The organism is Devosia sediminis, from assembly GCF_016411825.1.
In the GTDB taxonomy this organism is placed as follows: domain Bacteria; phylum Pseudomonadota; class Alphaproteobacteria; order Rhizobiales; family Devosiaceae; genus Devosia; species Devosia sediminis.
In genome coordinates, this window is record NZ_JAEKMH010000001.1 from 85,131 (window position 1) to 110,831 (window position 25,701).

Here is a 25,701-nt window from a genome sequence, read left to right on the forward strand (position 1 = left end):
TCGTAGGGGTCAGTGGGTGAGCTGGTTGCGCTTTTTGGCGATGAGATCCTCATCGCATTTCGGGCAATAGTGGTGTTCGCCCGAGAGATAGCCGTGGGTCGGGCAGATCGAGAAGGTCGGGGTGATGGTGATGTAGGGCAGGCGGAAATTTTTCAGCGCCCGGCGCATCAGCTTGCGGCAGGCATCGCCGCTGGAGAGCGCCTCGGTCATGTAGAGGTGCAGAACCGTGCCGCCGGTATATTTGCACTGCAGCTCATCCTGCATGGTGAGCGCCTCGAAGGGGTCCTCGGTATAGCCGACGGGCAGTTGCGAGGAATTGGTGTAGTAGGGGTTTTCGGCGGTGCCGGCCTGGATGATGCCGGGGAAGCGCTTGCGGTCTTCCTTGGCGAAGCGATAGGTCGTGCCTTCGGCGGGGGTAGCCTCAAGATTGTAGAGGTGCCCCGTTTCTTCCTGGAACGCAGTGATCCGCGACCGGACGTGATCGAGCAGGCGGATGGCAAGGCCTCGCCCCGCCTCGGTGGTGATGTCATCCGCATCGCCCGAGAAATTGCGGATCATCTCGTTGAGGCCATTGACCCCGATGGTCGAGAAGTGGTTCCGCAGGCTCCCCAGATAGCGTTTGGTATAGGGATAAAGGCCGCCGTCGATGTGGCCCTGAATGACCCGGCGTTTGATCTCTAGGCTGTCGCGCGCCATCTCCATCAACGCATCGAGCCGGTTGAGCAGGCTCGCTTCGTCACCAGCAAAGAGGTGGCCCAGCCGGGCGCAGTTGATGGTGACGACGCCCAGCGAGCCGGTCTGCTCGGCGCTGCCGAACAATCCATTGCCGCGCTTGAGGAGTTCGGTGAGATCGAGCTGCAGGCGGCAGCACATCGAGCGGACCATATGCGGCTCGAGGTCGGAATTGACGAAATTCTGGAAGTAGGGGAGGCCGTATTTGGCGGTCATGGCAAAAAGCCGGTCGGCATTTTCGCTGTCCCAGATGAAGTCGGGCGTGATGTTATAGGTGGGAATGGGGAAGGTGAAGACGCGTCCCTTGGCGTCGCCCGTGGTCATGACGTCGATATAGGCCCGGTTGATCATGTCCATCTCGGGCTGGAGCTCACCATAGGTGAAGTCCATCTCTTCCCCGCCGATAGCAGGCACCTGTTCGCGCAGGTCCTCCGGGCATGTCCAGTCGAAGGTGAGATTGGTGAAGGGGGCCTGGGTGCCCCAGCGCGCCGGGACGTTGAGATTGTAGACCAGCTCCTGGATCGACTGGCGCACCTGGTCGTAGGAGAGCCCATCCTTGCGGATGAAGGGCGCCATGTAGGTATCGAAGGAGCTGAAAGCCTGGGCGCCGGCCCATTCGTTCTGCAGCGTGCCCAGAAAATTGACGATCTGCCCCACGGCGCTGGAGAGGTGCTTTGGTGGACCGGATTCCACCTTGCCGGGAATGCCGTTGAGTCCTTCCTCGAGCAACATGCGCAGCGACCAGCCGGCGCAATAGCCCGAGAGCATGTCGAGGTCGTGGATGTGGAGGTCCGCGTCGCGATGCGCCTGGCCGATGGTTTCGGGATAGACATGGGACAGCCAGTAATTGGCAACCACCTTGCCCGCCGTATTGAGGATCAGCCCGCCCAGCGAATAGCCCTGGTTGGCATTGGCGTTCACCCGCCAGTCGGATCGATCGAGATATTCGGCGATGCTGGCGCGAATATCGATCTGTGCGGGTGAGACGGCGGTGGAAGTGGCCATGGCGTGGTGTCCGGTAGACTCTTGAAAACCACATGATGATGTGTTTCGGCGTGCTGATCCGTCAACATATGGTGGGTCAATTGCCGGCCAATTCGGCGCGGTGTTTGCCTTGGCGCAAACAGTGTGGAGAGCTAGTCCGTCCTCACGGGATCGAAGCCGGCGCGTTCGGCCGGGCGATAGGGGAAGACAAGCGAAATGGTCGAGCCCTTGCCCTCGGCGCTGCTGACCTCGATGCGCCCGCCATGGAGGTCCATGATTTGCGAGACGAAATGGAGGCCGATGCCGGTACCGGCAATGCCCTGCGCAGTGCGGGCACGGAAGAAGCGCTCGGTGATGAAGGGAATTTCGTCGGCCGGGATGCCGACGCCATTGTCGACGACGCTGATGATCACGTCATTGGCCTCGCGGCGGCCGCGGACAAGGACCTGCGAATTGGGCGCGGAATATTTGAGCCCGTTGGAAATCAGGTTGTGGATGGCCTGTTCGAGCAGGGCCGTGTCGGCCATGACGAGGCGCGGCAGGTCCTCCAAGGCGAGCACGATGCGGCTTTGATCATCCTCGGGCTGCATGTCCACGACCGTGGCGACGACCTGCTGGAGGTCGCATGGGCGCGGATGAAAGGTGATCTCGCCCTGTTCAAGGCGCGCGGCATTGAGCGTGCTTTCCATGAGCCGCGTCAGCCGCTGGCAGGCCTTTCGGATCTTGGTGGCGCGACTGATGACCTCGTCCTGGGTCATGGCCGCGCCGCGCCGCAACATGCGCTGGGCGCTGGCATCAATGATGGTCAGCGGCGTGCGGAACTGATGCGAGACCACCGAGGTGAAGGCGCGGTGCAGCCGCGATATCTGGCGCTCGTGCTCAAGTGCTGCTTCGGCGCGCATGGTGGTGCGAAAGCCGCGCACAACGATAAAGGCGACCAGCACGCCGGCCGCCAGCGTCGCCAAGAGGTAGCTCAGGACTTCCACGAGGATCCGGCGTCTGGTGTCGCGCACCATGTCATCCTTGTTGCGGCTGTCGAGCATGCCGGCATTGGCGACGTCGCGCATGGTCTCACCCATGGCGCGGGCTGTGCCGTGGAGGCCCAAAAGGGCCTCCGGGTCGCCGTCGCGAACCAGCGGCAATTGCAGGCGCTGCGTCTCGAAGGTGTCGCGCAGCTCCTGGACTTCGTCGCGGTAGCCGAGATCCTCGACGAGGCGGGCGCCGACGCCCTGCTCGAAAAGGCTGAGGCGGCTGTCGAGGAGATCGAAGCGGAGGGCCAGTTCCTCGGGAGCAACGCGTCCGGCTTCAAACAGCAGCGTCGCGTCGGCCAGCCGCATGGCTTCGTACTGGCCCTGGCTCGCAAACCAGATGACGCTGTCGTCGCGCTCGCCGGAGATGCGGTTCTCGTTGACCGCGAGGCGGGTAACGGCGGCGAGCAGCAGGGTGAAGAGGACGGTGAGGGCGAGGACCGCCGCCAGAAAGGGCCGCGATATCCACGGCCGGCGGGTCATTGCACCTGCAGCTCCCGCAACTGCCACACCCAGCGCTCATGCAGCAGGGTGTTCTGCAGCGCCGGCACATCGTCCCGGGGGTAGATGATCCAGATCGGACCCTTGTCGCTGATCTGCATTTCTTCGCCATTCATCTCCATGGCCAGCAGCACGTCGTTGTTCAGAAAATCGGCCATGGGCACGCGCACGGTATAATCGTTGAGCGCTGTGGCCAGCACCGTGTCGCCTTCGGCACCAACATGCTTGAGCACATCGCGGGCCAAGACGCCGGAGAATTCCTGGATGCCATCGGTCCAGGGCGTGGTGGTGGAAATCTGCGTTTCGCCCAGGTCGAGCAGCATCTGCCGGTCAAACTGGGCGCCATCTGGCCCGTTCGTGCGCGCAATGGCGCCAGTCACCGTGAGGATGACGGCGCCTTGGGGCTGAGGCAGCGGGTCTGCGGCCTCAACGGTGGACAGTGGTGCCAACAGCGCGCCAAGCAAGACAGACCGCTGCACAAAGGCATGCAGCGCCGCCCTGCTGGACATCGACTTGTGCACTGACATGCCGTCCACCTCACCCGTGCCGCCCGGGAGCCGCCAATTGTACGATATATGGCAGTTAGTGCACGCAAAAATGTGCAACGCATGAATGCGCCCAGATCAATTGCGGGATTTGGTGGTGGCGTTGGCGACCCTGGCGGATCGACGCCTTCCCACCTGTTTGAGGGGCGATGCCGGCGCCAAAGAGCGGTAAAACACATTCGGTTCGCGGCACTCAGACTTACCTGATCGTCCGGATGGAGGGTCCTGCGATGCGCCGCGCCCTGCTGCTTTCAAGCCTTTACATGTTTGCCCTGACCCTGCTTGCCCTGCCCTATGCGGTGGCGGGTTGAACCTGGGAGTTGTCACCATGCGTCGCCTGCCCCGCGCCAAGGACATCGAGCACCAGAACTTTCCTGAACTTGCCGAGGTGTTTCAGATGATCGATGCCGAGATCGCGACAATTATCGCCGGCGATCCGGCCCTGCATCCCGTCGCTGAAGCCAGCCGCGCAAACCCATCGCGCAAGCCCATCAAACCGTCGCGGCATGGCGGCCGCACCCAGCGCCAGGCGGCCTGACGTCAGTCCTGGTCGAGGGCAACGGGGTTGGAAAGGAACAGACTGATGAGATCGGCCTGGCGGTCGGTCTCGGTCTTGCGGAACAGGTTCTTGAGCGTATAGCTCACCGTGTTGCGCGAGAGGCCGAATTCATCGGCAATCTCATCGATCCTCATGCCCTGAACCAAAGCCAGCGCCAGGCGCGTCTCGGCCGGAGACAGGCCATAGAGCTGGGCAACCGCTTCCGCCGCATCGCTCGGACGCCATTCTGGATCGGTGACGAACAGCCCGACCGCCGGTTCGCCGGCGACGGCAGGGCCACGGCCCAGCGGGCAGGCCACGGCGATCAAGGGTCGCTTGCCGCTGTCGCGGGGCAGGGCGACGGCATCGGTTCCGTGCCGGTTGCCACTGGCCATCCGCGCGATGGCCGTATCGACGATATCCTTGAGGGCCTGAGTCTGGGCCGGTTTTTCGCCGCGCAGCAGCCCCTCGCGCGAAACGCTGAGGCCTTCCGCCGCGGTCAGCAGTTCCTCGGCACGCCGGTTGCGGAACAGCACTTTGCGCTCACTGTCGATGAGAAAGACGCCGACGGCAATGCGATTGAGGGCTTCGTCCGCGCCCATGAGCGCTGCGCGCAGGCTGTGGCTGTCCGCGTCCGCCTGCGGTTTGGCGCCCTTGATGCGGGCGACCTGGTCGAGGCGCGCCGAAATGGTGATCAGCATGAGATCGAAGTCGATGGGCTTGGTGAGGTAGTCATCGACGCCGGCTTGCTTGCCGACAATGACATCCTGCCGGCTGGTCAGGGCGGTGAGGAAAATAAACGGCAGATCGGCTAGCCGCTCCTGACGGCGGACAGTGCGCAGCAACTCGATGCCTGACATGCCGGGCATGGTGATATCGCACAGCACGAGGTCATAGTGTTCGGAAAGCAGCAGATCGAGCGCTTCCCGGCCGTCGCCGGCCTCGTCGACATCGAACCCGGCGGCCGTGAGCTCCTCGCACATGTCGGCTCGCAGGTCGGTTTCGTCTTCGATGCACAGTAGCTTGAAACTCATGGAACTGATCGCACCCGGACACTCACGCCAGCACTTCCATATATTGCGTCCGCCAAGTGCCGAGGTCCAGCAAATGGCTCCGGGCAATCGCCAACTACCTTAACCGCCGGCAGGAAAATGGCTGTCGCCTGGAAAGGCTGCGGAGGGTTTCTCGATCTGCCGAAAACTGTGCGCGAGGTCGAGCAAGATTGTCCGCCGATATGAAAAAAATCCAGGAAAGAGGGCGGTTAGCAAGCTTGGCAGGGCCGTGCGGCGAGCGTCGCTCAACCTTTGCGGGACCACGCAAACGGGTGGGGCGAGCGCTGGCTCTAGTGGTTAATACTGGCCCATCAGCGTCGTCCCAACGGCTCCTGACCTCCTTCTGACCTCCAAGACGCCTGCCGCCCGCGCTTCCCCCAAGCCGGGCGGCCTTTTTTGTGCCATCGGTCGGCCCGCCTTGCCCAAATGCGTGGGGCGGTCTGTCCGGGAATGCGCTAGACCAGATCATCCCGGCCAGCGCGGTGGCCACGCCCAGGACGGAGCTCGCTCATGTATGTCCGGAAAGCCACGAGGCGCCGCCTCAGCCGCGCCAGCTTCATCATTCTCGCGCTCCTGGTGCTTGCGCCCAAAGTCGAGATGGCCGATGTGCCGCAACTGACGGGCTTACTTATTGCGGTTGGGCTGGAGGTGCCGCGCTCTGGATGATCCCTCAGCACATGAAAACGGGAGCGCCAAGGACCCTCCCGCCTGGTCTGCCGTCGACGGATGTCAGCGGGTCGAGGCGATGCCGTAGATGGCTTCCAGTTCGTCCAACATCAGGTGGGCTGCGTAGATGCCGCCTGCCGTATTCCAGATGATCTCGCTGACGCGCTGGGCCTTGCCGGCCTTGACGCCTTCCAGATTGAGCCAGAGTGGATCGTTCAGCCAGTCATTGAGATTGGCCGTAGCCTCCTCGCCATTGAGGTCGCTGGAGAAGTAGAAAATGCGGTCGCCTTCCATTTCGGGAATGCGTTCCTTGGTCACTTCCTCGGCGAAGGCTTCTTTCTGCTGCGCTTCCGGACGGGCAAAGCCGATCTGGCTGAGGGCGATGCCGGCAAAGGTGTCGGTGTAATAGATGCGGGTGCGGTTGGGCGAGAAGCGGACGAGGGAAATCTCGTCATTGACCGCGTCGCCCAGGGCGTCGTGGATCGCCTTGGTGCGGGCCACGAAGCCGTCGACGGCGGCGACACCCTTGTCGGAGATGCCCAGGGCATCGGCATAGACCTGCAGGTTGGTCTGCCAGGAGCCGCCCAGGTCCTCGGAGAAGACGGTGGGGGCAATGGCGGAGAGCTGGGGATAGATTGCTTCCTGGCGCACCTTGTTGCCCAGGATCAGGTCAGGCTCCAGCGTGGCGAGCACTTCGAGATTGACGGCGTTCTCGACGCCCAGCGGGACGGTTTCGGCCAGTGGCTCGGCAATGTGGGCGTACCATGGATCCCCGTCCCAGCTCTGCACGGCACCCACCGGAACCACGCCCAGATAGAGCAGGGCTTCGGTGCCCTCATTGGTGAGGATGACGACACGCTGGGGATTGTCCGGCACTTCGGTGACGCCCATGGCGTGGGTGACTTCTCGGGCGCTGAGCGGCGCAGCGAGGGAGAGGGCAGACACCAGGGCAAGTAAGCCGGCGGAGAAATGTCGCTTGTTCATATGGTCGTTCCAGATAGAGGGACTGGCCGGCCCTGCGGACCGGCCGGGTTCATCAGCGGGTGCTTTCGAGCCCGTAGATTTCTTCGATGTCGTCGAGCAGCAGATTGCCCGCGATGATGCCACCGGCCGTGTTCCAGATGGCGTCGGACACTTCATGCACCTTGCCAGCCTTGACGACTTCCAGGTTCTGCCAGAGCGGATCGGCCAGCCAGTCGGTCTCCTGGGTGTCGGCTTCGCCATTGCCGGTTTCGTAAGTGAAATAGATCAGGCGATCGCCCTCGAATTCTGGAATGCGCTCCTTGGTGATTTCTTCGGCGAACTCGTCCTTGTCCTGGGCAGCTGGACGGTGGAAGCCGAGCTGGGCGAGGATCAGGCCCGAAAAGCTGTCCTTGAACATGATGCGGGTCTGGGCCGCCATGAAGCGGGCGATGGAGATTTCCTCCTCGAGCGAGGCGCCGATGTCTTCGCTCAGCGCCGCGACGCGGGCGTCGAAAGCGTCCAGCGCCGCCAGGCCCTCGGCGCCCTTGCCGATGGCGTCGGTATAGAGCGCCATGTTGATCTTCCAGTCGCCGCGGAGGCGCTCGGAAATCACCGTCGGGGCGATGGCCGACAGCTGCTCATAGATGTCCTCGTGGCGCTGCTTGTTGCCGATGATGAGATCGGGTTCGAGCGAGACCAGGACTTCGAGGTTCACGGCCGATTCGTCGCCCAGCACCGTTACATCGGCCATGTCGGCGGCGATGTGATCGTACCACGGATCGCCCAGCCAGGATTTGACCGCGCCGACCGGGGTGACGCCGATGGCGAGCAGGGCCTCGGTGCCTTCATTGGTCAGCACCACGATGCGCTGCGGATTATCAGGGACATCGGTGACGCCCATGGCGTGGGTGATGTCGCGGGCCATGGCCGTGCTGGACAGCAGCATGGCGAGCGTGGAGGCGGCGATGATCGTGCGGATCATGGGCGTGTCCTTGTTGGATGTTAGCGGGTGGAGACGAGGCCGTAGGCGGCCTCGATATCGTCGAGCAGGGTGTTTGCGGCAAAGACGCCGCCCGCTGCGACCCAGATGGCGTCGTCGACGCGCTGGGCATTGCCAGCTTTGACCGCATCAAGGCCAAGCCAGAGCGGGTCCTGCAGCCATTCGCCCAGATTCGCTTCGGCCTCGGCATCATTGGGATCGGGCGAGAAGTAGAAGATGCGGTCGGCAGCCAGTTCTGGAATGCGTTCCTTGGTCAGGTCCTCGGCAAACTCGTCGCGATCCTGCGTTTCAGGTCGGGCGAGGCCGACGGCGTCGATGACGACACCCGGGAAGGAATCCTTGAAATACATGCGCGTGCGTGCCGGGGAGATGCGGACGAGCGAGATGGTGCCGCTGGCCTTGTCGCCCAAAGCCGCGCTGATGGCGGCGGCGCGCGCGTCGAAAGCGGCGATGGCGGCTTCGCCCTCATCGGCCTTGCCCACCGCATCGGCATAGACGATGAGGTTTTCCTGCCAGACGGCGCCAAGGGTCTCGGTCAGCACGGTGGGGGCGATGGCGGAAAGCTGCTCATAGATCTTTTCCTGGCGCACCTTGCTGCCCAGGATCAGGTCGGGTTCGAGCGTGGCGATCAGTTCGAGATTGGGCTCTCCCTCGGTGCCGAGCAGGGTGACTTCGCCCATCTGCGGCATCAGATAGTCATACCAGGGATTGCCCTTCCAGCTTTCGACGGCGCCGACGGGGGTCACGCCAACCGAGAGCAGAGCCTCGGTGCCTTCATTGGTCAGCACCACGATGCGCTGCGGATTGTCCGGCACATCGGTGACGCCCATAGCATGGGTAATCTCGCGGGCCGTGGCCTGGCCCAGCGAGAGGACAATGGCCGTGGTGGCGAGAAGAGTGCGGATGAGTGTCATTTTCGTCCCCCGAAAAACTTGACAAGCAAGCTCTTAAATCGGATGGCTTCACATCAGAAATTAACTTGACTGTCAATATCAGGAATTTGGGGGCGCCTTGACTGCGATAGCCGCAACATATGATCGCGGAGCCCGCGTAAGCCTCGCTAAGGGCTGGATCTATGCGGGCCTGGTCGTGGCAATGGGCATCACCATGCTGATGAGCCTGACGCTTGGCTACAAGGTTTATTCGCTGGGCGAAGTCTGGGCCGCGCTCACGGCCAATGACGGCTCGGAAACCGCCACTGTTATTGCCGGTCTGCGGCTGCCGCGCGCTCTGATCGCGCCGCTGGCCGGGGCGGCTTTGGGCATGGCGGGGGTGCTGGTGCAGACGCTGTCGCGCAATCGCATCGCCTCCCCCGACACGCTGGGACTCAATGCCGGCGCGTCACTGGCCGTGGTGCTGGCAACCGTCGTCTTCGGCGTGCAGTCGCTGGTCGGCCTGTCGCTCGCGGCAGCCACCGGGGCGCTTCTGACCAGTGTCGTGGTGTTCGGCGTGGCCGCGGGGGCGGGTGGTCTCTCGCCGCTCAAGATCGTGCTGGTCGGCGTCACCTTTGCCAGCCTCGCCCATGCGGTGGTGGAAATCATCCTCACCAGCAACGAGGCGCAGCTCCAGCAATTGTTGTTCTGGCTTTCGGGCGCCTTCGTCGACCGTCCGATCAGTCTCTTCTATAACGGCCTGCCCGTGGTGCTGGTGGGTGCGGCCCTGGCCTTCGTGCTCAGCGTCGCGCTCGACGCCATGCAGGCCGATGACTCGACCGCCGCCAGCCTCGGCGTGCCACTGGTGGCGGTGCGCGGCCTGGCCTTTCTCGCCGTGTCGCTGTTGACCGGCGCCGCCGTTTCCATGGCCGGACCGGTGGCTTTTGTGGGCCTTGTCGTGCCGCATATTGCGCGGCGGCTGGTGGGACTGCGGCATCGGCACCAACTGGCGGCGGCGGCACTGAGCGGGGCGATCTATGCCACGCTGGCCGATGTCGCGGCGCGCTTCGTTATCTATCCGGTGGAGGCCCCTGTCGGCGCCATCACCGCCGTGGTCGGCGCGGTGGCGCTGCTGGTGCTGTTGATGCGGAGGCTCGCATGACCGACATCGCTCTTTCCCCGCGCCGGAGCATCGCGCGGCCATCGGCAACAGTGCTGGCGGTGGCGGCGGTGTTCGTGCTGCTGTTCCTCGCCGGCATTGGTTTTGGTTCGACCTGGATCCCGCTCGAGACCGTGGCCAATGTGCTCTTGGGCGGCGGCGAGAAGACGGAAAAGCTCGTGGTGCTGCAACTGCGCCTGCCGCGCGTCCTGGCTGCGGCTTTGGCCGGAGGCGCCATCGCCTATGCCGGCTACCTCCTGCAGCGCATCACTCGCAATGAGCTGGCCTCGCCGGGCGTGCTGGGCGTGGTCGATGGCGCGGCGCTGGGTGTCGTATTGTTCCTGGCGATCTTTTCGGGCGCCTCCAACTCGCTGACTGTGTCGATCGCCTGGCAGCCGCTGGCCGCCGCCATCGGCGCCGTTGCGGCGATCAGCCTCGTTTTCATCCTCTCGGGGCGGCAGGCATCCTCGGCCATTCGCCTCTTGCTGTTCGGCATTGCCGTCGCCGCCGTGTGCAAGGCACTGACCACGATCTTCATGCTGATCGGGCCGATCTACCAGGCGTCGCAGGCGGCGCGCTGGCTGGCCGGCGCGGTCAATACGATCAACTGGACGGAGATCCAGTTGATGCTGGCCGTGCTGATCCCCGTCGGGATCATTGCCGGCTTTGCGGCGCGGCACCTGCCACCGGCCGATCTCGACGATATCTCGTCGCGCAGCATCGGGCTCAACCTGCCGGTCTATCGGATCTTCATCTTTTTCCTTGCGGCGCTGCTGACGGCGGGTGCGGTGGCTTTTGCAGGCGGGGTCAGCTTTATCGGCCTCATGGCGCCGCATCTGGCGCGGCTGCTTGTCGGGCGGGCGCGGGCGGCGGGGATCGTCGTCTCGATCCTCCTCGGCGCCATCATCCTCGTGGGCGCGGACCTCCTCATCCGCGTGGCCCTTGCGCCGCTCGAAGTGCCTGCGGGCACGGTGACCGCCGTGATCGGCGCCCCCTATTTCCTTTATCTCCTCGTGCGCAAGGACAAGACCAATGGATGACCAGCTTGCAAGCCGCATCGAGGTCAAGGCTCTCACCCTTTCCTATGGCAATGACGTCGTCCTCGACGCCCTCAGCCTGCCCATTCCCAAAGGCCAGATTACCGTGCTGGCCGGGCCCAATGGCTGCGGCAAGTCAACGCTGCTGCGGGCCATCCGGCGGTTGCATGCGCCGCAATCGGGGCAGGTGCTGCTCGATGCCGAGGACATTTCAAAGCTCAACGGCAAGGCCTTGGGCCGCAAGATCGGCCTTCTGGCGCAAAGCCCGAGCGCGCCGCAGGACATGACGGTGGAAGAGCTGGTGCGCCTTGGCCGCTATCCGCACCAGGCCATGCTGCAGCCCTGGAGCCCCGGCGACGATGCCGCCGTAGCGGCGGCCATGGCGGGCACCGGTGTGGACACCATGAAGCACCGCCGCATCGGCTCGCTCTCGGGTGGGCAGTTGCAGCGGGCCTGGATCGCCATGGTGCTGGCGCAGGAAACCGACACGATCTGCCTCGATGAGCCGGTCAACCACCTCGACATGGCCCACCAGCTCGATTGCCTCGAACTGGTGACCAAGCTCAACAAGGAGCAGGGCCGCACCATTGTCCTCGTGCTGCACGACCTCAACCTTGCGGCGCGCTATGCCGACCAACTGGTCTTCGTCGCCGGCGGCAAGGTGCGCGAGCGTGGCGCGCCCGAGGCGATGATGCGGGCTGACCTCATCGCCGAGGTGTTTTCCGTCAATGCCGAGATCATCACCGATCCGGTACACCAGCGGCCGATCTGCATTCCCCATCGCAGGGCTTAGCTACAGCCGGTAAATCCGTCTGGCATTGCCGTTGAGCAGTTTTGCCTGCTCATCTTCACTCGCACCCGAGACGATCTCGCGTGTCGCCCCCACCCAGTCTGTCAGGGTGCCGCCGAGGGTGACGACGGGATGGTCCGAACCCCAGACGACGCGGTCCCAGCCGAAGCAGTCGACGATGTGCTCGACAAAGGGGCGCAGCTTTTCCACCGTCCAGGTCGGGCCGGCATAGGCCATGATGCCCGAAACTTTGGCGTTGAGGTTGGGCAGCTTCGAGAGCGAGCGGATATTGTCGCGCCAGGGACCGGGATTATCGATGTCAATATCCTGGGCGCCGCAATGGTCGAGGATGAAGGTGACGTCGGGACAGCGCCGCACCAGCGCCTCGCCGATGGGCAACTGGTCGTGGCGGACGCAGAGGTCGAAGTTGAGGTGGTATCCCGGCAGGCGGCGGAGGTTCTCGGCAAAGAGTGCCGTCTGGCTCAGCGCGTCGGGAGCCTCGTGGAGAATGCGGCGAAGTCCGCGAACGCCGGGCATTGCGGCAAGCCGTTCGAGCTGAGCGGGGAAATCAGCATGTTCCGGGCGGCAGGCGGCGATGGCGCCGGCGACTCCATCGAGATGGAGCACATAGCGCGTCTCGTCCTCGATATCGCCCTCGGCCACGTCGACTTCCATGTGGAGCGACGCCTCAATGCCCAAGGGACGCGCTTCCCGCAGATAGCTCTCGATGGTCCAGTGGCCACTGAGGGGATGAGCGGCCGAGATCCAGGGATAGGAAAAGCGATCCGGGTAGATCAGGTGCAGGTGGGTATCGACAACGGGGATCATCTGTTGGTCCTTGGAAACGTGGTCAGCGCCGTACGCCGAGACGGGACATCTTCTCGCTGAGGGTGCGACGCGGCACCTGCAGGGCTTCGGCCGCAGCAGCGATAGAATCATCGTGGCGGTCGAGCTCGGCTTCTATCAGATGCCTTTCATAGGCGGCGAGGCGCTCGGCAAGGCTGACGCCCGAGGCGGCAGGCTGGCGCTGGCCGATGATGTCGCCAATCGACCTTCCGGTGGCGCCGAGGCCGAGGGCAAAGCGGTCAGCCGCGGCCTTCAACTCCCGTACATTGCCCGGCCAGCCATGGGAAACCAGGGCGCTGATATCGGCCGGATGGAGAGCCGGGGCAGGGCGGCCGAAGCGGCGCGCCGCGTCGCCGAGGAAATGGTGGAAGAGGATGACACAGTCGTCGCCGCGCTCGCGCAACGGCGGCAGGTCGAGCGTTGCCGTGTTGAGGCGATAGTAGAGATCGGCGCGGAAGCGGCCGGCCTGGCTTTCGGCGGCAAGATCGACCTTGGAAGCGGCGATGATGCGAATGTCGAGCGGTACCTGCCGGTTGGAGCCCAGGCGCTCGACCACGCGCTCCTGGATGACGCGCAGTACCTTGGCCTGGGCGAGCAGCGGCATGGATTCGATCTCGTCGAGCAGGAGGGTGCCGCCATTGGCAAATTCGAACTTGCCGACCCGCTGGCCGGAGGCGCCGGTGAATGAGCCGGCCTCGTGGCCGAAGAGTTCGCTTTCGATCAGTTCGGCGGGAATGGCGGCGCAGTTGACCGCTACGAAGGGGCCTTTGGCGCGCGGGGAGAAGTCGTGGAGGCAGCGTGCCACCACCTCCTTGCCGGTGCCGGTTTCGCCAAAGAGGATGATATCGGCCGGGATGGTCGCCAGCTCCAGCACGGAGCGCCGCAAATCTTCCATGACGCGCGAAGCGCCGACAAGGCGGGTGGAGAGCTCGCTCTCGCCGCCGTCGAGCTTGCGCCTGAGATCGGCCAGTTCGCGCTTCAGACGGGCCTGTTCGGCGGCGCGGGAAATGGAATGGACGAGCTGGTCGGGCACATAGGGCTTCTGCAGGAAATCGAATGCGCCGGCGCGCATGGCTTCCACGGCCATGGGCACGTCGCCATGGCCGGTGATGAGGATGACCTCGGTGGGCAAGCCGCGCTCGGCAATGGACCGGAGAAGGTCGAGCCCCGATAGACCCGGCATGCGGACATCGGTGAGGACGACATGCGGGCGGATCTCGTCGATGGCCGCCAGAGCTTCGCGCGCATCGGCAGCGGTAGCGGTCTCGAAGCCGGAGAGGCGCAGCCACTGCTCAAGCGCGGTGCGGACCATGTCTTCGTCGTCGACGATGAGGATGGTGGGGGTCATTTCAGCCACTTGCAGTTCACTCATGAGTTCGAGGCCTTGCGCCCCCTCCCCCTTGAGGGGAGGGCAGGGGTGGGGGTGGTCTTGTGGGACACTGACGGCCCCCCACCCTCAGTCCCTCTCCTCAAGGGGGAGGGAAGCGAAGGAGCCGCGGCGCCTGCGGTCCCCACGAGTGGCAGGCTCACCACGAACGTGCTGCCCTGGCCCTCTCGTGAGCGCACGGTGATGGTGCCGTCGCTGTCGCGGACCAGCCCATAGGAAATAGCGAGGCCGAGGCCAAGGCCCTTGCCCGAAGGCTTGGTGGTGAAGAAGGGGTCGAACAGGGTTGCCATATCGGTTTCGGCAATGCCGGTGCCGGTATCGGCGATGCTGATTGATACAGTTCCGCCCTCGCTCGTAACGCCGATGGAGAGGACGCGCATCGGCGTGTCCTGCATGGCGTCGGCAGCATTGGCGATGAGGTTGATCAGCACCTGTTCGCAATGGACCGGATTGGCGGCGACCTGGATTGGCGGGTGCGGACGGCGGTATTCGACATCGACGCCTACCTGTCTGAGGCGGTGGTCGGTGAGATCGAGGGCGTTCGATATCACCGTGCCGACATCTGCTTCCATGGCGACGCGGGTCTGCTTGCGCGAGAAAGTCTTCAAATGTCCCGTCAGCGCCGCCAGCCGCTCGACCACCTTATCCATGGCCGAGAGGATCGGGCCCATTTCGGTGCCGCCGCGGCGCTGCTCGATGAGGCGGGCGCTGGCCATGTGGGTGGCAAGCGCGGCGACGGGCTGGCTGACCTCGTGGGCCACGCCGGCCAGGGTCTGGCCCAGGGTCGCGAGCTTGGCAGCCTGCACCAGGCCCTGCTGCGCATCGGCTTCGGCCTTTTCGGCGCGGATGCGGTCGGCGATTTCGGCGCGCAACTGCTCGTTCATGGCGTGCAGGTCCTCGGTGCGCTCGGCCACGCGCAATTCGAGCTGGTCGTGATCGGCAAGACGCTGCGCGACGAGGCGGCGGCGCTGTTCGAAGAGGACAATGATGAGTAGGAGCGCCGCGCAGGCGAGGGCCGCCGCCGTCGCCATGGTCAAGGCGCCGCCATAGAGCGGGGCCAATGGGGAGAAGGATACGAGGCGCCAGCCATGCTTGGGCAGGCGCAGTTCGTTCAGCACGAAATAGCCAGTGGTTTCGGGGTCGGCCCCGGCCAGGAGCGCAAATTCGGCGCCACGTGAAAACCAGCGGTCGGTGATGATGCCGAAATTGTCGACGCCGTTTTCGCCATAGCGCTGCTGGCTGGCGATGGCGGCGAATTGCGAGCGCGGAATGGTCTGGAGCGGGCGGTAGCGCCAGTCGGGTCGCGTGGAGAGGATGACGACCTCGTTGAGATCGACAATGCCGATCAATTCGCCCGAGCGCCACCATGCCGCTTCGATCTCCCCGAGGTTGATCTTGGTGACGGCAACGCCCAGCGGCCCGTCCGGCCCCTCGACGCGCTGCGAGAGAAAAAGGCCAGGCACGCTGGTTGAAATGCCGAAGGCGTAATATTCGGCGCGGCCGCGCGCCATGGCATCCGCGAAATAGGGACGGAAGGAATAGTTGGTGCCCACAAGGCTCGTCAGCGTCCACCAGTTGCTGGCGGCGACAACGCTGCCGGTATCCTCCATGAGGAAGATTTCGCTCGCGCCCGCGGTTTCGTTGAGTTGGCTGAGGAAGCCATTGGCGGCTTCCACCGCGGCGGCATTGGCGGGCTGTTCGAGGGCGGCGCGGGTTTCGGGCGCTTGGGAAATGGCCACCGGCAGGTAGTGGTAGCGTTCGATGATCGCCTCGAGCGTGCGATCGAACAGAGCGAGCCGGCGCTGCGCCTGGGTTTCAACCTCGCGCACGGCGGCGCTCAGCGTCAGCTCGAAGGCCACCCAGAAAACGACGAGAACGAGCACGGCCGCCACTGCGGCACCGACAAGGTGCCGCGGCGCAAACAGCGCTCGCCAGTTGGTCGGCCTTTTCGCCAATGCAGCTCCACAGTTGGCAAGAATTTGCCTGGTATCGCCGGGGGTGTCGGCAAGTTCTTGCCAGATGAGTTAACATGCCCGCCGGCAATTGCATATCTGCCTTGCATTTTTGGCTTGGCACGCGGTTTGCAATGAGACTTGCGAGCCCCGGGGAGGAATTCGGGGACGTGCAATTGGGAGGACGACAAAGATGAAGACCGTATTCAGGACCCTGGCCCTTGGCCTTGCTGCCAGCACGGTACTGGGCACTGCCGTGATGGCGCAGGAATACCCCACCCAGCCGGTGACCATCGTCGTGCCGTTCGCGGCCGGCGGCCCGACCGATACGGTGACGCGCCTCGTCGCTGCGGCCATGAGCGAGGATCTCGGTCAGCAGGTCGTGGTGCAGAATGTGGGTGGCGCCGGCGGCACGCTGGGTGCGGGCCAGGTGGCCGCTGCTCCCAATGACGGATACACGCTTCTGCTGCACCATATCGGCATGTCGACCGCGCCGTCGCTCTATGCCAGCCTGCCGTTCGATCCGCTGACCGACTTTGCCACGATCGGCCTCGTCACCGAAGTGCCGATGACTGTGGTGGCGCGCAAGGATTTCGAGCCAGCAACGCTCGAAGACCTCGTCGCCTATATCAAGGAAAACGGCGAAAACATCACCTATGCCAATGCCGGCATCGGTGCGGCCAGCCAGCTCTGTGGCCTCTTGATCATGGATGCGCTCGAGACCAAGATGACCGAAGTGCCCTATCAGGGTACCGGTCCGGCCATGACCGACCTGCTCGGCGGGCAGATCGACATGATGTGCGACCAGACCACCAATACGACCAACCAGATCCAGGCCGGCGAGATCAAGGCCTATGCCGTGACGACTCCGGAACGCATCGCCGTGCTGCCCGATCTGCCGACCCTCAGCGAGGGTGGGCTCGAAAACTTCAACCTCGCCATCTGGCACGGTCTCTACGCTCCCGCCGGCACCGATCCGGCCATCATCGAGCGCCTGACCGCCTCGCTGCAGAAGGCGCTGGCCGACGAGAATGTGGGCAACAGCTTTGCCGAGCTGGGCACCTATCCCGTCGCCGCCGACCAGGCCACGCCGACGGCGCTGACCGAAAAGCTCGAAGGGCAGATTGCGCTCTGGAGTGAAGTCATCGCCGCTGCGGGCGTCGCCGCGCAGTAATCTGACACGGGCGCCGCGGCTTTGGCTGCGGCGCCTTACAATAAGCCTTCCACGCATGCGATGCGCACCCTCCCCTCGACGGGGAGGGTTGGGGAGGGGTGCAAACGGGGAGGCAGTCCTTGCGCGAGCACCCCCTCCCAACCTCCCCCGTCAAGGGGGAGGTTTCGCGACGGTGGGCGTGAATGGACCTGCGACAGTACGGGACAGGGGGAATCATGGCGCTGAATGTTTCGAAAAATGACCTGGCATCGGGGGCGATGTTCATCGCCTTTGGCGCCTATTTCGTGCTGGAGTCGACGCGCTACGAGTTCGGCACGCCCTTCCGCATGGGGCCGGGCTTCATGCCTGTGGTGCTCGGCGCGGTGCTGGTGGCGCTGGGCCTAGCCGTCGCGGCTAAGGGCTTCGGCAAGCCCGACGACGAGGCGCCGGCGCCCTGGCCCTGGCGCGGCATCGCGCTCGTCCTCGGCACGATCGTCTTCTTTGCCGCAACCATTCGCGGCCTCGGCTTCATCCCGGTCGTGCTGATTTCGGGCTTTGCCACCGCCATGTCGTCGACCCGCAATTCGATATTGCAGGCGCTGGTGATCGCCGTGGGCCTCTGTGTCCTCTGCTACGCCATCTTCGTCTTTGGCCTCGGAATGCTGGTGCCGATGTTCGGCCCCTGGCTCAACTTCGCGGGAGCGTAGAATGGACCTGCTGTCTTCGCTGTCGCTCGGTTTTTCCGTCGCGCTCGACCCATCCAATATCCTTTACTGCTTCCTCGGCGTGCTGCTGGGTACGCTGGTCGGCGTGCTGCCCGGCATCGGACCGACGGCGACCATTGCCATGCTGCTGCCCATCACCTTTTCGCTCAATGCGGAAACGGCGCTGATCATGCTGGCCGGCATTTATTATGGCGCCCAGTATGGCGGCTCGACCACGGCCATCCTGATCAATCTCCCGGGGGAAAGCTCGGCCGCGGTCACGGCCATCGACGGCTACCAAATGGCCCGCAAGGGCCGTGCGGGCCCGGCGCTGGCGGCGGCGGCGCTCGGCTCGTTCTTTGCCGGGACGGTGGCGACCTTCCTCCTCGCCGCCTTTGCCCCGCCGCTGGCGCGGGCGGCGCTCAATTTCGGTGCGCCCGAATACTTTTCGCTGATCGTGCTCGGCCTCCTGGTCTCCATCGCCCTGGCGCATGGTTCGATCTTGAAGGCGCTGGCCATGATCGTGCTGGGGCTGCTGCTGGGCATGGTGGGGCAGGACATCTATACCGGCACGCCGCGCTTCACCTTCGGGCTCAGGGAGCTTTTTGGCGGGCTCAACTTCGTGGCCGTGGCTGTCGGCATCTTCGGCATCGCCGAAATCCTCAGAAATCTCGAGAACGAGCGCGAGCGCGAGGTGGGCGTCAAGGAGGTGAAAAACCTCTGGCTGACGCGCGAGGATTTCCGCCGCATCATCGCGCCGGTGCTGCGCGGCACCGGCATCGGCTCGATCCTCGGCGTATTGCCGGGCGGGGGGCATATCCTCTCGTCCTTTGCCTCCTACTCGGCCGAAAAGCGCCTCTCCAAGCATCCCGAAGAATTCGGCAAGGGGGCCATCGAAGGCGTGGCCGGACCGGAATCGGCGAACAATGCTGCGGCGCAGACCTCGTTCATCCCGCTGATGACCCTGGGCATTCCGGCCCACCCGGTGATGGCGCTGATGATCGGCGCCTTCATCCTCCAGGGCATCACGCCCGGCCCCAATGTGATCAACGAGCAGCCGGCACTGTTCTGGGGCATCATCGCCTCGATGTGGATCGGCAACCTCTTGCTGGTCATCCTCAACCTGCCGCTGGTGGGGCTGTGGGTGAAGATGCTCTCCATCCCCTATCGGATGCTGTTCCCGGCCATCGTGCTGTTCGCCTGCATCGGCACGTTTTCGATCAACCAGAACATCTACGATATCTACGCGATCGCCTTCTTCGGCATCATGGGGTACCTGCTGATCCGCTTCGGCTGCGAGCCGGCGCCGCTGCTCCTGGGCTTCGTGCTCGGTCCGCTGCTCGAAGAGCATCTGCGGCGCGCCATGATCATCTCGCGCGGCGATCCGATGATCTTCATCGAGCGGCCGATCTCGGCAACGCTGCTGGCCCTGGCGCTGGCCGCAGTGATCCTCGCGGTGCTGCCCAGCATCCGCAAGAAACGCGACGAGGTGTTTGTGGAGGAGGATTGAGGTACCCCCACCTAACCTCCCCCTGAAGAAGGGGGAGGGACAGATCCAGTGCATGGATGGTCCGGTCCGAACCGGAGCGGCTCCTCCCCCTTCTCAAGGGGGAGGCTGGATTGGGGGTGAGCCCCTTACCGAAACGCCGGAATGACCTCGCGTCCGTATTTGGCGATGATTTCTTCCTCGTCGCCGCTGTCGAGATAGATATTGAACTGGGTGACGCCGGCGGTCTCGAGGTCGCGGATCTTGGCGATGTGTTCGTCGGCTTCGCCCAGCACACAGAAGCTTTCCACCACTTCGGGCGAGATGAATTCGAGGAAGGGGTTATCGGCCTGGCCGTGCTTGGAATAGTCGTAGCCGCGGCGCTTTTCGATATAGGAGGTGAGGGCGGCGGGGACCTTGTCGCTGTCGGAGCCGTACTTTTCGACGATGTCGGCAACGTGGTTGCCAACCATGGCGGGGAACCACTTCACCTTCTCGATGGCGCGCTTCTTGTCGCCGAAATAGGCGGGCGCCGCGGCCATGGAGCGGAAGCCCGACATGTCCTTGCCGGCGGCCTTGCCGGCATCGATGCACTGATCGGTGAACCACTTGCAAAGGCCCGGATCGGCAATCTGCAGCACAACGCCATCGGCATGTTCGCCGGCGGTTTTCAGGGCCAGCGGGCCATAGGCGGCGATCCAGCTCGGCATGTCGTGGCCGACGGCCCAGGGGAATTTCACGGGCGCGGGGATTTCCCCATAGGACACCTCTTCGCCGCGCACCATGGCCTTGGTCTTGTGGATGAAGTCGGCGACGCGGGCGAGGGTGGCCGGCTTCTTGCCCATGACGCGCATCGAGCTATCGCCACGGCCGACGGCCAGATCGAAGCGGCCGCCCGACTGTTTCGACAACGAGCCGAAAATCGAGGCGGCGACCGACCAGTCGCGCACGTCAGGATTGGTCACCAGGGGGCCGAAGCGCATGTCCGTCGTGTGTTCCATGCACATGGCGATGGCGGCGTAGCAGTCGCGCCAGAGAATGTGGCTGTCGTAGAACCAGCAATAGGAGAAGCCGGCATATTCGGCGGCGCGCACCAGATAGCGGGCCCGCTCATGCTCGATGAATCCCTTGAAGGTGATGCCGAATTCCATTGCCGTCCCCAATGCTCCCTGTGGGTCAATTTTTGACCAGTCGATCAAATTTTTGAGTGGCCGGGAGGCGATTGTCAATCGGGTATTTGCGGGGACGTTCGCGGCACGGCTTCATCGTAGACGATGAGCGGGCGACCAGCCTGCGGATCGGGCACCAGGCGCGCAGTGACGCCATAGACCGCCTGGAGCAAAGCCGGGGTCAGCACTTCGCCAGGCGGGCCCTCGGCGGCGCGTGTCCCGCCCGAAAGCAGCACCAGATGATCGCAGAAGCGGGCGGCGAGGTTAAGGTCATGCAGGGCAATGAGCACGGTCACCCCCGCTGCGGCCTTGGTGCGCAGCAGCGCCATCAGCTGGAGCTGGCCGGCAATGTCGAGATGGCTCGTCGGCTCGTCGAGCAGCAGCAGGCGCGGCTGCTGTGCCAACGCGCGCGCCAGGTGCACGCGCTGCTGCTCGCCGCCGGAGAGGGTGTCGAAGCGGCGGGTGGCGTAGGCGGTCATGCCGGTATCGGCCAGCGCTGCGTCGATGATGGCAGCGTCCGCGGACGAGGGTGCGGACTGCCAGGCGCTCTCGTGCGGAATGCGCCCCAGGGCGACCACGTCGCGAACCGAGAGCCGCTCCTCGGTCGAGGCGGATTGCTCGACCAAAGCCACCATGCGCGCCCGATCGCGCCGCGGCATGGCGGGCAGGTCGTGGCCTTGAAACGAGGCGGCGCCCGTGGCGGGGACGAGGCCGAGCAGTGCGGCGAGCAGGGTGGATTTGCCGGCGCCATTGGGGCCAATGAGACCCGTGACCGCGCCCGACGGCGCCGTAAAGCTGACATCGGCGAGGATGGGCTTTGCCGCTTTCCTAACCGAGATGGCTGAGACCACAAGGCTCATGTCACCCTCCGGTAGCGGAGGAGGATGATGAGGAAGATCGGCGCGCCGATAACGGCGGTGATGATACCCACCGGCAGTTCGCGCGGCTCGAACAGGGTGCGGGCTGCGGTATCGGTCCAGAGCATGAACAGCGCGCCGACCAGCATGGCGTGGGGCAGGAGGATACGGTGCCGGGAGCCAAGCGCCAGTCGTACCGCGTGGGGCACGACAAGGCCGACAAAGCCGATGGCGCCGCCAATGGCCACCATGATGCCGGTCAGCAGGGCCGTGGCACCGAGCAACGTCCAGCGCAGGCGGGGCACATCGATGCCAAGGGCAGCGGCAGCGGTGTCGCCGAAAGCGAAGGCATCGAGTGGTCGTCCGGCCAGGAGGATGATGGGACTGCAGAGGATCAGCGCCAGAGCAGCGAGGCCGGCATCGGCCCAGAGGGACCCGGAAAGCGAGCCCATCAGCCAGGAGAGGATTTCGCGATAACTGTCGCCGGTGGCGTACCAGAAGATGATGAGCGAAGTGAGCGCCGAGGCCAGCGCCGAAATGCAGATTCCGGCGAGGATGGCGCGGCTAGGTGTGGCGCCGCCGAGCAGGCGGGCGATGAGGAGCGCCAGCGCCAGCGCGCCGAGGCTGCCGAAAAAGGCGCCGACGGGCATGAGGAGGGTCAGGCCAATCAGGGCGAAGCTGACCGCGCCGAGGGCGGCGCCGGAGGAAAGGCCGAGGAGGTAGGGGTCGGCCAGGGGATTACGCGTCAGCGCTTGCATCACCGTGCCCGACAGCGCGAGGCCGGCGCCGACGCCGAGGGCGGTGAACACGCGCGGCAGCCGCAATTCCCAGACGATGGCATCGCGCAGGCGCGAGACCGGGCTTTCGGGCAGGAGGCCGAAATGATGCAGGATGACCGACCAGACTTCGCCCGGGGTGATGTCGGCCGGCCCCAAGGTGACGGCGATGACGGCGCTGAGGAAGACGAGGAGGGAGAGGGCGGGGAGGGTGAGGCGGGTCATGGGTGCCGCCGGTGGGCCGTTACCCCCACCCTTGATCCCTCCCCACAAGGGGGAGGGAGACGATGAACACTGGCGACTGATGCCTTCGCCTCCCTCCCCTTGATGGGGCGGGAATGAGGGTGGGGTGACCTGACGTTGAGGCTCACTCGCCGAAATCCAGACCCGCCAGCTGCTCCGCCATATCGGCCGTCGCCGGGACATTGCGCACGCCGGCTTCGGCGGCGGGGAAGGGGATGACGAGGTAGCGCTGCTTCTTCACCGCATCGAGTTCTCTGGTGATCGGGTTCTCTGCCAGCAGCTTTTTCTTCTGTTCGGCCGAATTCCAGGCGGCATCGACCAGCACGATGACATCGGGATTGGCGTCGACGATCGCCTCCCATGAAGCCGAGGTCCAGCCGTCGTCGACATCGGCAAAGATGTTGGAGAGGCCGAGCGCCTCCATGATCATGGCCGGAGCATTGCTGCCGGCGCCGACATAGGGGGTTTTGGTGCCCGAGGAATACCAGACGGCGGTGAGACCGCGCGTGTCGGGCACTATGGCGGCAAGTACCGCCTGCTGCTCGGCGACCACCGTAGCGGCGGCGTCCTCGACATCGAAGATCGTGCCCATTTCGGCGATCTCGGCGAAGAGCTGGTCGAAGCCGAGTTTTTCCGGTTGGATCGTGCGGCAGGCAGCCGGGGCGACATAGGTGGCGACGCCGAGCTGGGCCAAAGTCGGACGCTCGCCGGCACCGTCAGCGGCAAAATTGCTTTCCCACCCGCCATAGATGAAATCGGGCTCGGCCTCGAGCACCACTTCCGGGCTCGGCAGCTTGTCGGAGAGGACCGGAAGATCTGCCGCGAGATGATCGGGCAGGGGGCCATCCTGGAAACCGACGCCGACAATGCGGTCGGCAAGGCCGAGCGAGAGCAGGAGTTCGGTGGCTGTCGACTTGATGGTGACGACCCGCTCCGGCGCGGCGTCGAGGGTGACGGTGTGGCCGCAGTTTTCGAGGGTGAGTGGGTAGGTCGTGGCGGCGAGGGTGGGAGTGGCGAGAACAGTGAGGGCGATTGACGTGAGGACGAGCTGACGCATGCTGCGGTTCCTGCGGTGAGCTGAGGGCTAGCGCCCCCTCTCCCTGGGGGGAGAGGGTGGGGTGAGGGGGCCTTGTTCTGGTTCGGGTGATCCGTGGAAGGCCCCCTCACCTGGTCCTGCGGACCGACCTCTCCCCCCAGGAAGAGGTGAAGAATTGAGTTCCGCGAGGGCGGCTTCGTAGCCGAGGCGGTAGGCTTCGGCCGAGCCGAAGCGGAACATGTCGTCGTCGCCGGTGCGGCTCAAGGTGCGGGCACCGGGGGCGTCGAGGCCCAGCACGAAGCGATCGAGACCGCGCACCACGGCGACGGGAATGCCCGAGGTCTTGCCCTTGACGAGGTCGGCTGCGCCGGCGATTTCGTCGGCGACGACGGCTTGCGTCACATGCAGCGGCCGTCCGTTGGCGTCATTGCTGCCGCGCAGGTCGTCGCTCAATTGCACGCCGGCGGCGCCGATGGCCATGTCGGTCTGGCCGATACGCCAGGCACGGCCGATCGTGTCGGTGATGATGATGCCAATATCCACGCCGAAACGCTCCCGTAGCCCAAAGCAAAGGGCGCGTGCCGAGGCATCGGGATCGGCGGGCAGACGCAGAGCCGTGCCTTCGGGGACATTGGACATGTCGATGCCGGCAGCGGCCATGACCAGGCCCTGTCGTGTCTCGACGATGCGGAAAGTCCCCCCCGGATGCACGCGCTCGGCGACAACACGCACGGTATCGGCGGCAATGGCCTGCTCGCGCTCGGCAGCGGGCACCTGCATGCCTTCGGCCTTGGAGACGATTTTGGAGGTGACGACGAGGATGTCGCCGGGACGAAGCGCGGCACCGGGATCGGTGGCGGTCTGCGCCTCGATTGCGGTTGCGATCAGGGCGACGAGATCGTCACCCTTCTCCACTTCCGGAATGCCCGGAATGCCCCAGACGGAAAAGCGGGGGGTCATGGTTCGGTGTCCTCGACCAACCACGATGCGTCACCCTCGGGCTTGACCCGAGGGGACTGGACTTGCTGGTTTATTCCAAAGTGCAGAGCCCTCGGGTCAAGCCCGAGGGTGACGGCCGGTGGGTGAAAACACATCGGCGACGCGCATAGCTTCCAACCCCTCATCCGCCCTTTGGGCACCTTCTCCCTCAAGGGAAGATGGGAAGTCGTGCAGATGTTGGAAGCGAGGACGGACATCTTCACCCCACCAGCTTCCGTAACCTTGGCAAAATCTCTTTTGCATAAAGCCCGAGGAAGCGGCTCTGGTCGGTGCCCGGGGCGTGGAAGACCAAGTGGTCGAAGCCGTAGTCGATGTAGGTCTTGATCTGCGCGACGTGCTCGTCCGGGTCCGAGGAAACAATCCAGCGCTTGGCGACGCGCTCGATGGGCAGGGCATCGGCGAGGCGCTCCATTTCCTCGGGATCCTTGACCGAGTGCTTTTCCTCGGCGGAGAGCGAGAGCGCGGCCCAGTTGCGGGTGTCGTTGAGCGCCCGGTCGGGGTCGGTATCGAACGAGACCTTCACCTCGATCATGCGCTCGAACGGCTTGTCCTTGAGTGCGCTTTCGGCGCGGCCGATTTCGACATTGGGGAGCAGCTCGTCGACATAGAGCGAAGCGCCCTTGCCGGACGTGCAGATGAAACCGTCGCCGGCGCGGCCGGCATATTTGGCGTTCAAGGGACCACCGGCGGCGATGTAGATCGGCACGGGTTCCGCGGGCTTGTCATAAATGGTGGCGCTGACTGTTTTGTAGTATTCGCCTTCGAAGGTCACACGGTCCTCGCGCCAGAGCTGGCGGATGAGTTTCACCGCTTCGCGGAGGCGGGCAGAACGTTCCTTGAGTTCTGGCCATTCCATGCCGGTCGCCGGCACCTCATTGAGGCCCTCGCCGGTGCCGACGCCAAGGATGACGCGGCCGGGAAACATGGCGCCCATGGTGCCGAAGGCATGGGCAACGACGGTGGGGTGCAGGCGGAAGGTGGGGGTCAGCACCGAGGTGCCGAGGATGACCTTTTCGGTCCGCGCGAGGACAGCAGACATCCAGCCCGGCGCGAAGGGCGCGTGGCCACCGGTATGCTTCCAGGGCTGAAAATGGTCGGAGACGAAGACCGAGTCGAAGCCGGCCTGCTCGGCCTCGACGGCAAAGCGCAGCAGCTCGTTGGGGCCGAACTGTTCGGCGGATGCCTTGTAACCGAAGCGCATGATCCATCCCCTCCTGCGATATTTG

The 25,701-nt window shown here is 64.6% G+C and carries 24 protein-coding genes; 8 read left to right on the top strand and 16 right to left on the bottom strand.

The features are described from left to right. Nucleotides 1-9 precede the first annotated feature (9 nt). The 3 genes from JEQ47_RS00440 to JEQ47_RS00450 form a co-directional block, all read right to left on the bottom strand. The gene (locus JEQ47_RS00440; protein WP_198874422.1) at nt 10-1,737 is read right to left on the bottom strand and encodes a ribonucleoside triphosphate reductase; all 1,728 of its coding nucleotides are present in this window, start codon (nt 1,735-1,737) and stop codon (nt 10-12) included. A gap of 131 nt (nt 1,738-1,868) precedes the next feature. Further along, complete coding sequence (locus JEQ47_RS00445) at nt 1,869-3,227, bottom strand: sensor histidine kinase (protein WP_198874423.1); 1,359 nt, start codon at nt 3,225-3,227, stop codon at nt 1,869-1,871. After that, nucleotides 3,224-3,772, bottom strand: coding sequence for a putative pterin-binding protein (locus tag JEQ47_RS00450; RefSeq protein ID WP_198874424.1), 549 nt, complete (start codon nt 3,770-3,772; stop codon nt 3,224-3,226). The genes JEQ47_RS00445 and JEQ47_RS00450 overlap by 4 nt, the downstream gene beginning before the upstream one ends. A 346-nt stretch (nt 3,773-4,118) precedes the next feature. Here JEQ47_RS00450 and JEQ47_RS00455 point away from each other — a divergent pair, with 346 nt between their 5' ends. Continuing rightward, nucleotides 4,119-4,328: a hypothetical protein gene (locus tag JEQ47_RS00455; protein WP_198874425.1), complete on the top strand. Its 210-nt coding sequence runs from the start codon at nt 4,119-4,121 to the stop codon at nt 4,326-4,328. 2 nt (nt 4,329-4,330) lie between these two features. Here the strand turns inward: JEQ47_RS00455 and JEQ47_RS00460 are convergent, their stop codons facing one another. After that, complete coding sequence (locus tag JEQ47_RS00460) at nt 4,331-5,362, bottom strand: response regulator (protein ID WP_198874426.1); 1,032 nt, start codon at nt 5,360-5,362, stop codon at nt 4,331-4,333. Between the two features lie 528 nt (nt 5,363-5,890). Between JEQ47_RS00460 and JEQ47_RS00465 the strand changes: the two genes are divergently transcribed. After that, entirely contained in the window at nt 5,891-6,046 is a 156-nt protein-coding gene (locus JEQ47_RS00465; protein ID WP_198874427.1) for a hypothetical protein, read from the top strand. Nucleotides 6,047-6,109: 63 nt separating this feature from the next. Here JEQ47_RS00465 and JEQ47_RS00470 read toward each other — a convergent pair whose 3' ends face one another. Genes JEQ47_RS00470 through JEQ47_RS00480 form a run of 3 tightly spaced genes read right to left on the bottom strand, consistent with a single transcriptional unit; the run spans nt 6,110 to nt 8,923 of the window. Beyond that, nucleotides 6,110-7,030 carry an ABC transporter substrate-binding protein gene (locus JEQ47_RS00470; RefSeq protein ID WP_198874428.1) on the bottom strand — a complete coding sequence of 307 codons (921 nt, stop codon included), beginning with the start codon at nt 7,028-7,030 and terminating at the stop codon, nt 6,110-6,112. Nucleotides 7,031-7,082: 52 nt separating this feature from the next. Next, a complete protein-coding gene (locus tag JEQ47_RS00475; protein WP_198874429.1) occupies nt 7,083-7,991 on the bottom strand; it encodes an ABC transporter substrate-binding protein in 909 nt (302 codons plus the stop codon). 20 nt (nt 7,992-8,011) lie between these two features. Continuing rightward, nucleotides 8,012-8,923, bottom strand: coding sequence for an ABC transporter substrate-binding protein (locus JEQ47_RS00480; protein WP_198874430.1), 912 nt, complete (start codon nt 8,921-8,923; stop codon nt 8,012-8,014). A 97-nt stretch (nt 8,924-9,020) separates the two neighbouring features. Between JEQ47_RS00480 and JEQ47_RS00485 the strand changes: the two genes are divergently transcribed. Genes JEQ47_RS00485 through JEQ47_RS00495 form a run of 3 tightly spaced genes read left to right on the top strand, consistent with a single transcriptional unit; the run spans nt 9,021 to nt 11,870 of the window. Further along, nucleotides 9,021-10,043: a FecCD family ABC transporter permease gene (locus JEQ47_RS00485; RefSeq protein WP_236020609.1), complete on the top strand. Its 1,023-nt coding sequence runs from the start codon at nt 9,021-9,023 to the stop codon at nt 10,041-10,043. Next, nucleotides 10,040-11,080 carry a FecCD family ABC transporter permease gene (locus tag JEQ47_RS00490; RefSeq protein WP_198874431.1) on the top strand — a complete coding sequence of 347 codons (1,041 nt, stop codon included), beginning with the start codon at nt 10,040-10,042 and terminating at the stop codon, nt 11,078-11,080. Before JEQ47_RS00485 ends, JEQ47_RS00490 begins: the two co-directional genes overlap by 4 nt. Continuing rightward, nucleotides 11,073-11,870: an ABC transporter ATP-binding protein gene (locus JEQ47_RS00495; RefSeq protein WP_198874432.1), complete on the top strand. Its 798-nt coding sequence runs from the start codon at nt 11,073-11,075 to the stop codon at nt 11,868-11,870. The genes JEQ47_RS00490 and JEQ47_RS00495 overlap by 8 nt, the downstream gene beginning before the upstream one ends. On the opposite strand, the gene JEQ47_RS00500 is transcribed toward JEQ47_RS00495, so the two are convergent. Genes JEQ47_RS00500 through JEQ47_RS00510 form a run of 3 tightly spaced genes read right to left on the bottom strand, consistent with a single transcriptional unit; the run spans nt 11,871 to nt 16,055 of the window. Then, complete coding sequence (locus JEQ47_RS00500) at nt 11,871-12,695, bottom strand: amidohydrolase family protein (RefSeq protein ID WP_198874433.1); 825 nt, start codon at nt 12,693-12,695, stop codon at nt 11,871-11,873. Nucleotides 12,696-12,717: 22 nt separating this feature from the next. Then, a complete protein-coding gene (locus JEQ47_RS00505) occupies nt 12,718-14,085 on the bottom strand; it encodes a sigma-54-dependent transcriptional regulator (protein ID WP_236020610.1) in 1,368 nt (455 codons plus the stop codon). Next, the gene (locus JEQ47_RS00510) at nt 14,082-16,055 is read right to left on the bottom strand and encodes a sensor histidine kinase (RefSeq protein ID WP_198874434.1); all 1,974 of its coding nucleotides are present in this window, start codon (nt 16,053-16,055) and stop codon (nt 14,082-14,084) included. Before JEQ47_RS00510 ends, JEQ47_RS00505 begins: the two co-directional genes overlap by 4 nt. A 190-nt stretch (nt 16,056-16,245) precedes the next feature. Here JEQ47_RS00510 and JEQ47_RS00515 point away from each other — a divergent pair, with 190 nt between their 5' ends. From JEQ47_RS00515 to JEQ47_RS00525, 3 genes are all read left to right on the top strand, one after another. Continuing rightward, nucleotides 16,246-17,226 carry a tripartite tricarboxylate transporter substrate-binding protein gene (locus JEQ47_RS00515; RefSeq protein WP_198874435.1) on the top strand — a complete coding sequence of 327 codons (981 nt, stop codon included), beginning with the start codon at nt 16,246-16,248 and terminating at the stop codon, nt 17,224-17,226. A 215-nt stretch (nt 17,227-17,441) separates the two neighbouring features. After that, nucleotides 17,442-17,912, top strand: coding sequence for a tripartite tricarboxylate transporter TctB family protein (locus tag JEQ47_RS00520; RefSeq protein ID WP_198874436.1), 471 nt, complete (start codon nt 17,442-17,444; stop codon nt 17,910-17,912). Between the two features lies 1 nt (nt 17,913). Continuing rightward, nucleotides 17,914-19,419: a tripartite tricarboxylate transporter permease gene (locus tag JEQ47_RS00525; RefSeq protein WP_198874437.1), complete on the top strand. Its 1,506-nt coding sequence runs from the start codon at nt 17,914-17,916 to the stop codon at nt 19,417-19,419. 125 nt (nt 19,420-19,544) lie between these two features. On the opposite strand, the gene JEQ47_RS00530 is transcribed toward JEQ47_RS00525, so the two are convergent. From JEQ47_RS00530 to fgd, 6 genes are all read right to left on the bottom strand, one after another. Continuing rightward, on the bottom strand, nt 19,545-20,546 hold the full coding sequence (locus JEQ47_RS00530) for a TIGR03842 family LLM class F420-dependent oxidoreductase (RefSeq protein WP_198874438.1): 1,002 nt from the start codon (nt 20,544-20,546) through the stop codon (nt 19,545-19,547). Between the two features lie 74 nt (nt 20,547-20,620). Further along, the gene (locus JEQ47_RS00535) at nt 20,621-21,424 is read right to left on the bottom strand and encodes an ABC transporter ATP-binding protein (protein ID WP_198874439.1); all 804 of its coding nucleotides are present in this window, start codon (nt 21,422-21,424) and stop codon (nt 20,621-20,623) included. Continuing rightward, nucleotides 21,421-22,422, bottom strand: a complete 1,002-nt coding sequence (locus JEQ47_RS00540; protein WP_198874440.1) for an iron chelate uptake ABC transporter family permease subunit — start codon at nt 22,420-22,422, stop codon at nt 21,421-21,423. Before JEQ47_RS00540 ends, JEQ47_RS00535 begins: the two co-directional genes overlap by 4 nt. A 142-nt stretch (nt 22,423-22,564) precedes the next feature. Then, nucleotides 22,565-23,497 carry a putative F420-0 ABC transporter substrate-binding protein gene (locus tag JEQ47_RS00545; protein WP_198874441.1) on the bottom strand — a complete coding sequence of 311 codons (933 nt, stop codon included), beginning with the start codon at nt 23,495-23,497 and terminating at the stop codon, nt 22,565-22,567. A gap of 27 nt (nt 23,498-23,524) precedes the next feature. Next, nucleotides 23,525-24,436 (bottom strand): coenzyme F420-0:L-glutamate ligase, encoded by a 912-nt coding sequence (gene cofE / locus JEQ47_RS00550; protein WP_198874442.1) that lies wholly within the window; start codon nt 24,434-24,436, stop codon nt 23,525-23,527. Nucleotides 24,437-24,674: 238 nt separating this feature from the next. Further along, nucleotides 24,675-25,676, bottom strand: coding sequence for a glucose-6-phosphate dehydrogenase (coenzyme-F420) (gene fgd / locus JEQ47_RS00555; RefSeq protein WP_210337925.1), 1,002 nt, complete (start codon nt 25,674-25,676; stop codon nt 24,675-24,677). Nucleotides 25,677-25,701: the final 25 nt, after the last annotated feature.

Bases quoted from the DNA above. Each gene is read 5' to 3' on its own strand.
- JEQ47_RS00475 (WP_198874429.1), bottom strand. From the start codon at position 7,991: ATGATCCGCACGATCATCGCCGCCTCCACGCTCGCCATGCTGCTGTCC.
- JEQ47_RS00450 (WP_198874424.1), bottom strand. From the start codon at position 3,772: ATGTCAGTGCACAAGTCGATGTCCAGCAGGGCGGCGCTGCATGCCTTT.
- JEQ47_RS00440 (WP_198874422.1), bottom strand. From the start codon at position 1,737: ATGGCCACTTCCACCGCCGTCTCACCCGCACAGATCGATATTCGCGCC.
- JEQ47_RS00520 (WP_198874436.1), top strand. From the start codon at position 17,442: ATGGCGCTGAATGTTTCGAAAAATGACCTGGCATCGGGGGCGATGTTC.
- JEQ47_RS00470 (WP_198874428.1), bottom strand. From the start codon at position 7,030: ATGAACAAGCGACATTTCTCCGCCGGCTTACTTGCCCTGGTGTCTGCC.
- JEQ47_RS00515 (WP_198874435.1), top strand. From the start codon at position 16,246: ATGAAGACCGTATTCAGGACCCTGGCCCTTGGCCTTGCTGCCAGCACG.
- JEQ47_RS00545 (WP_198874441.1), bottom strand. From the start codon at position 23,497: ATGCGTCAGCTCGTCCTCACGTCAATCGCCCTCACTGTTCTCGCCACT.
- JEQ47_RS00535 (WP_198874439.1), bottom strand. From the start codon at position 21,424: ATGAGCCTTGTGGTCTCAGCCATCTCGGTTAGGAAAGCGGCAAAGCCC.
- cofE (WP_198874442.1), bottom strand. From the start codon at position 24,436: ATGACCCCCCGCTTTTCCGTCTGGGGCATTCCGGGCATTCCGGAAGTG.
- JEQ47_RS00490 (WP_198874431.1), top strand. From the start codon at position 10,040: ATGACCGACATCGCTCTTTCCCCGCGCCGGAGCATCGCGCGGCCATCG.
- JEQ47_RS00495 (WP_198874432.1), top strand. From the start codon at position 11,073: ATGGATGACCAGCTTGCAAGCCGCATCGAGGTCAAGGCTCTCACCCTT.
- JEQ47_RS00540 (WP_198874440.1), bottom strand. From the start codon at position 22,422: ATGACCCGCCTCACCCTCCCCGCCCTCTCCCTCCTCGTCTTCCTCAGC.
- JEQ47_RS00505 (WP_236020610.1), bottom strand. From the start codon at position 14,085: ATGAGTGAACTGCAAGTGGCTGAAATGACCCCCACCATCCTCATCGTC.
- JEQ47_RS00525 (WP_198874437.1), top strand. From the start codon at position 17,914: ATGGACCTGCTGTCTTCGCTGTCGCTCGGTTTTTCCGTCGCGCTCGAC.
- fgd (WP_210337925.1), bottom strand. From the start codon at position 25,676: ATGCGCTTCGGTTACAAGGCATCCGCCGAACAGTTCGGCCCCAACGAG.
- JEQ47_RS00500 (WP_198874433.1), bottom strand. From the start codon at position 12,695: ATGATCCCCGTTGTCGATACCCACCTGCACCTGATCTACCCGGATCGC.
- JEQ47_RS00465 (WP_198874427.1), top strand. From the start codon at position 5,891: ATGTATGTCCGGAAAGCCACGAGGCGCCGCCTCAGCCGCGCCAGCTTC.
- JEQ47_RS00460 (WP_198874426.1), bottom strand. From the start codon at position 5,362: ATGAGTTTCAAGCTACTGTGCATCGAAGACGAAACCGACCTGCGAGCC.
- JEQ47_RS00530 (WP_198874438.1), bottom strand. From the start codon at position 20,546: ATGGAATTCGGCATCACCTTCAAGGGATTCATCGAGCATGAGCGGGCC.
- JEQ47_RS00445 (WP_198874423.1), bottom strand. From the start codon at position 3,227: ATGACCCGCCGGCCGTGGATATCGCGGCCCTTTCTGGCGGCGGTCCTC.
- JEQ47_RS00480 (WP_198874430.1), bottom strand. From the start codon at position 8,923: ATGACACTCATCCGCACTCTTCTCGCCACCACGGCCATTGTCCTCTCG.
- JEQ47_RS00455 (WP_198874425.1), top strand. From the start codon at position 4,119: ATGCGTCGCCTGCCCCGCGCCAAGGACATCGAGCACCAGAACTTTCCT.